The organism is Streptomyces laculatispora (genome assembly GCF_017353455.1).
In the GTDB taxonomy this organism is placed as follows: Bacteria; Actinomycetota; Actinomycetes; order Streptomycetales; family Streptomycetaceae; genus Streptomyces; species Streptomyces laculatispora.
Genome location: NZ_JAFMPZ010000194.1, coordinates 1 through 5,073 on the forward strand (window position 1 = coordinate 1; position 5,073 = coordinate 5,073).

The 5,073-nt window shown below is 70.5% G+C and carries 5 protein-coding genes and 2 pseudogenes; 3 read left to right on the forward strand and 4 right to left on the reverse strand.

The features are described 5' to 3' along the window. Window positions 1-131, forward strand: a pseudogene (locus tag J1C73_RS34730) (PadR family transcriptional regulator); the annotation flags it as partial. Between the two features lie 81 nt (window positions 132-212). Here J1C73_RS34730 and J1C73_RS11465 read toward each other — a convergent pair. The 4 genes from J1C73_RS11465 to J1C73_RS11480 all read right to left on the reverse strand — a co-directional run bounded on the left by J1C73_RS11465 (window position 213) and on the right by J1C73_RS11480 (window position 3,347). Continuing rightward, window positions 213-788: a Clp protease N-terminal domain-containing protein gene (locus tag J1C73_RS11465; RefSeq protein WP_207316271.1), complete on the reverse strand. Its 576-nt coding sequence runs from the start codon at window positions 786-788 to the stop codon at window positions 213-215. Beyond that, window positions 788-997 carry a sigma factor-like helix-turn-helix DNA-binding protein gene (locus J1C73_RS11470; protein WP_123461611.1) on the reverse strand — a complete coding sequence of 70 codons (210 nt, stop codon included), beginning with the start codon at window positions 995-997 and terminating at the stop codon, window positions 788-790. Before J1C73_RS11470 ends, J1C73_RS11465 begins: the two co-directional genes overlap by 1 nt. Window positions 998-1,029: 32 nt before the next feature. Next, window positions 1,030-2,001, reverse strand: a complete 972-nt coding sequence (locus tag J1C73_RS11475; RefSeq protein ID WP_207316272.1) for a zinc-binding dehydrogenase — start codon at window positions 1,999-2,001, stop codon at window positions 1,030-1,032. A 134-nt stretch (window positions 2,002-2,135) separates the two neighbouring features. Then, entirely contained in the window at window positions 2,136-3,347 is a 1,212-nt protein-coding gene (locus J1C73_RS11480) for an NAD(P)-dependent malic enzyme (RefSeq protein ID WP_207316273.1), read from the reverse strand. 524 nt (window positions 3,348-3,871) lie between these two features. Here J1C73_RS11480 and J1C73_RS11485 point away from each other — a divergent pair. Together J1C73_RS11485 and J1C73_RS11490 are read left to right on the forward strand one after the other, a co-directional pair. Then, a complete protein-coding gene (locus J1C73_RS11485; RefSeq protein ID WP_207316274.1) occupies window positions 3,872-4,837 on the forward strand; it encodes an ABC transporter substrate-binding protein in 966 nt (321 codons plus the stop codon). Window positions 4,838-4,866: 29 nt separating this feature from the next. After that, window positions 4,867-5,073: pseudogene (locus J1C73_RS11490) on the forward strand (amino acid ABC transporter permease); the annotation flags it as partial.

Below are 5,073 nucleotides of genomic sequence, written 5' to 3' on the forward strand. Positions count from 1 at the left end.
TGGTCCTCCGCGACGCGGCCCGGGACCGGGGCGTCACGGAGGACCAGCTGTCACAGGCCCGCGGCCACCTGTCGGCAGCGGCGGCCCGCATCGGGGCGCTGCTGCGGACGGACGCCGACGGCCCGGCGTAGGCAACGGCGGGGAGCCCTGGGTGCGCACCCAGGGCTCCCCGCCGTCTTCCCGGCTTCTCGGTTCCGCTGCCGCGCGGCCCCTCAGCCCGCCTTCCGGTCCTGTTGCGCGCCGCCGTCCCCGTACATCGCGCGGCTGACCGTTTCGTAGGTCGCACCGTGCTCGGCGAGGACGTCGGCGACGACGCCGGGGTTGGCGGTGAGCGCCAGCAGGACATGCTCCTCGCCGATGAACCGGTCGCCCCGGCCCAGCGCGATCCGCAGGGACTTCTCCAGGATCGCCTTGGCCTCCCGGGTGAACATGCGGTGGCCCGACCACCGGCGCCGGGCCCTGCGCCCGCCGTCCAGGGCCCCCTCGCCGTGCGCCTCCTCGATGCGGTCGACGATCGCGGTGAGGTCGATGCCGATGCCGGCGAGCGCGTCGGCGTCGGCCCTGGTCATGCCGCCGCGCCTGCGGGCGCCGGCCAGCGCGGCCGCCAACGACGCCTTGCGGTCCACGAGACCGAGCGCAGCGGCGGCGAACGACGCCCGGCCGCCCTCCTGGTCCAGCAGCGCGAACAGCAGGTGCTCCTCGCCGACCGCACCGGCGTCGGCCCGTTCGGCGTGGGTCACGGCTCCGGTCACGGTGGCGCGGGCACCCTTGGTGAATCGCTCGAACATCAATGCCTCCCGTACTTCTTGTGCACGGCCTGCCGGCTGACACCCAGTTCGGCCGCGATCTCCTGCCACGACCAGCCCTGAACACGGGCGCTTCTGACTTGTACGGCTTCGAGCTGCTCCAGCAGCCGTCGCAGCGCGGCGACCGACCGCAGCCCCACCCGGGGGTCGCGGTCGCCGGCGCGAGCGGCGAGATCCGTTGCTTCGGTCATGGTGTCAACTTACATTGACACCATGACGCACGTCAACCCTGGTTGACAGTCAGCACGATCTTCCCGAACTGGTCGCCCGAGGCCAGCCGTTCGAACCCCTCACGGGCCCGGTCCAGCGGCAGCACGTCGTCGATGACGGGGCGCACCCCGGTGGTCGCGCAGAACGCCAGCAGATCCTCCAGCTCGTCCTTGGACCCCATGGTCGAGCCGACGATCCTCAGCTCCAGGAAGAAGATCCGGGTCAGCTCGGCGTGCGAGGGGCGGTCGCCGCTGGTGGCGCCGGAGATGACCAGCGTGCCGCCGGGGCGCAGGGACTTGACGGAGTGCGACCAGGTGGCGGCGCCGACCGTCTCGATGACGGCATCGACCCGGTGGGGCAGCCGTGCGCCGGGCTCGTACGCCTCGATGGCACCGAGTTCGACGGCCCGCTTGCGCCTGGCCTCGTCGCGGCTGGTGGCGTAGATCCGCAGGCCGGCGGCCCGGCCGAGCACGATCGCGGCGGTCGCGACCCCGCCGCCGGCGCCCTGGACGAGCACGGAGTCGCCGGGCCGTACCCCGGCGTTGGTGAAGAGCATCCGGTACGCGGTCAGCCAGGCGGTGGGCAGACAGGCCGCCTGCTCGAAGGTGAGTTCCTTCGGCTTGGGCAGCACGTTCCAGCTGGGGACGGTGACCTGCTCGGCGAAGGTGCCCTGATGGCGCTCGGTGAGGATGGAGCGGGGCTCGTCCGGGCCGACCCCGTGCCCGGTCTGGCCGATGACGGAGTGCAGGACGACCTCGTTGCCGTCCTGGTCGGTCCCGGCGGCGTCGCAGCCGAGGATCATCGGCAGCTTGTCCTCGGCGAGGCCGACGCCGCGGAGCGACCAGAGGTCGTGGTGGTTGAGGGAGGCGGCCCGGACGTTGACGGTGGTCCATCCGGGACGTGCGCCGGGAGCCGGGCGTTCGCCCAGCTCAAGGCCGTTGAGTGGGTGGTCGCGGTCGAGGCGGGATGCGTAGGCGGCGAACATGGGGCCGACGATAGGCCGGGCGGCCCTCCGGCGTAACCGGCTGCGGGTGTGACACGCACCGCGCGTGACGAACCCCCGCGGGGTTCGGGAGCGCCCGCGGACAGGCGACGCCCCCGAACCCGCGCGCAGATCCCTCAGCGCCGGGCCACACCCTGCGCCCGCGCCGCCGCAGCGACGGCCGCGGTGACCGCCGGAGCGACCCGCTCGTCGAACGGCGACGGGATCACGTAATCCGCGGCCAGCTCATCGCCCACCACGTCCGCCAGTGCGTTCGCCGCGGCGATCTTCATGCCCTCGGTGATCCGCGACGCCCGCACCTGGAGCGCGCCCGCGAAGATGCCGGGAAACGCGAGCACGTTGTTGATCTGGTTCGGGTAGTCCGACCGCCCGGTCGCCACGACGGCCGCGTACTTGTGCGCGATGTCGGGGTGCACCTCGGGGTTCGGGTTCGCCATGGCGAAGACGAACGCGCCGGGTGCCATCGAGGCGACGGCCGGCTCCGGGACCGTACCGCCGGAGACGCCGATGAAGACGTCCGCACCGGCCAGCGCGCTGTCCAGCGGCCCGGAGATGCCGGCCTTGTTGGTGAGCTCGGCCAGCTCCCGCTTGACGTCCGTCAGGTCCTCGCGGTCCCGGCTGACGATGCCCTTGCGGTCGGCGACGGCGACATCGCCGAGCCCCGCCGCCAGCAGGAACTTGGCGATGGCCACCCCGGCCGCGCCCGCGCCCGAGATGACGGCGCGCAGTTCGCCGAGACTGCGCCCGGACAGCTTCGCGGCGTTGCGCAGGGCTGCGAGGGTGACCACGGCGGTGCCGTGCTGGTCGTCGTGGAAGACCGGGATGTCGAGCCGCTCCTGGAGCTTGCGCTCGATCTCGAAGCAGCGCGGGGCCGAGATGTCCTCCAGGTTCACGCCGCCGAAGGACGGGGCGAGCCTGACGACGGTCTCGACGATCTCGTCCGCGTCGGTGGTCGCGAGCGCGATCGGCACCGCGTCGACGCCACCGAACTGCTTGAACAGGATCGCCTTGCCCTCCATCACGGGGAGGGAGGCCTCGGGCCCGATGTCGCCGAGCCCCAGCACCGCGGTGCCGTCCGTCACGACGGCGACGACCTGCGACTTCCAGGTGTAGTCGTGGACGAGTTCGGGATTCTCGGCGATCGCGCTGCACACCTTCGCCACACCGGGCGTGTAGGCGAGGGACAGGTCGTCCTTGTCCCGGATCGGGACGGTGGCCTGCACGGCCATCTTCCCGCCGCGGTGGAGGGCGAAGGCCGGATCGAACGGCTCGTCGGTCGCGCTGTTCGTGCTGCTGTCGCTGCGAGGATTGACGATCTCCGCTGCCATGGTGTTGACCCCTTAAGTCTTCATCGTTTGAGGGTGGCCACTCCTGGTTGAGGAGGGGTGGGTGGGCACCGCGTACGTCCCCTGCGCTGGGCGGTTGGCCCGCCCCGGCAGGGGGGAGGTACGTACGCGCGGGCGCGCCGCACACGCGCCCTGAGCCCCGGATGAGGGGTGTAAACGTCTTTCATACCGGACGGACCGGGTCACGGACGAGTCCATACACCTGCGGTGACGTGACTCATAGCCGAATATCTGGACAAGTCCGCCACGCGAAGAATGCGTGTCCACCGGTCGAGACGCACCGCAGATTCTGCGGTCGTAGGAAAGAAACCCCATAGAAGGTCCGGCCTTGGTGTACCGGCCTCGTGAGGATCGGGGATCGCCCGTTACCCGATTTTGACATGACCAGCCCCCTGAATGCGCTGGTCCGAATGGCAAGATGCCGTAATCGCACACGGCGGCGACACCCGACGTCGTGTGCCAACCCGCCTGGCAACACCACCCTCATCTGCCGGAGGAACCCGATCATGACCGCAAGCACGACTCGTCGTACGGCCGCGAAGTCCCGGATTGCAGCGGTCGGCGCCATCGCGGTCGCCGGCACCATGCTGCTGACCGCCTGTGGCGACCAGACCAAGAGCGGCCCCAGCGGCTCGGACACGGCGAAGACCACGACCGGCGCCTCGAACTCCCCCGCCGGTCTCCTCCCCGCGGAGATCAAGTCCAAGGGCGTCATCAAGGTCGGCTCGGACATCGCGTACCCGCCGGTCGAGTTCAAGGACAAGTCCGGCAAGACGGTCGGCATCGACCCTGACATCGCCGCAGCGCTGGGCAAGCAGCTGGGTGTGGAGTTCCAGTTCGAGAACGGCACGTTCGACACCCTGGTCACGGGGCTGCGCTCCAAGCGCTACGACCTGGCCATGTCGGCGATGACCGACACCAAGGAACGCCAGGAGGGCATCGACCCCGAGACCAAGAAGAAGGTCGGCGAGGGGGTCGACTTCATCGACTACTTCACCGCCGGTGTCTCGATCTACACCAAGAAGGGGGACGACCAGGGCATCAAGACCTGGTCCGACCTCTGCGGCAAGAAGATCGCCGTCCAGCGCAACACCGTCTCGCACGACCTGGCCAAGGCCGAGTCCAAGAAGTGCGCCGGCGGCAAGAAGATCGCCATCGAGCCGTACGACAACGACCTGGAGGCCCAGACCCGGCTCCGCTCCGGCGGCGCCGACGCCGGCTCCTCCGACTTCCCGGTCGCCGCGTACGCGGTGAAGACCTCGGGCGGCGGCAAGGACTTCCAGATCGTCGGCGACCAGGTCGAGGCGGCCCCGTACGGCATCGCCGTCGCCAAGGGCAACGACCAGCTCACCAAGGCGGTCAAGGCGGCCATGGACGCGATCATCAAGAGCGGCGAGTACGAGAAGATCATCGCCAAGTGGGGCGTGGAGGCCGGCGCGGTCACCGAGGCCAAGCTGAACGGCGGATCGTGACCGGGCTCCGGCGCTGAGAGGTATCAGCCGTGATTGACATCGAGAAATCGGGCCCGGCCGACCAGCCGCCCGCCCCCCCGACCCCGGCGGCCGGCCCTGAGGCGATCAAGGCCATCCCGGTCCGGCACTACGGCCGGTACGTCTCGGCGGCCGTCCCCATCGCCGCACCCGTCGCGATCATCTACGCCTTCAGCCAGGGCAAGCTCAACTGGGGTGCGGTCCCGGACTACTTCTTC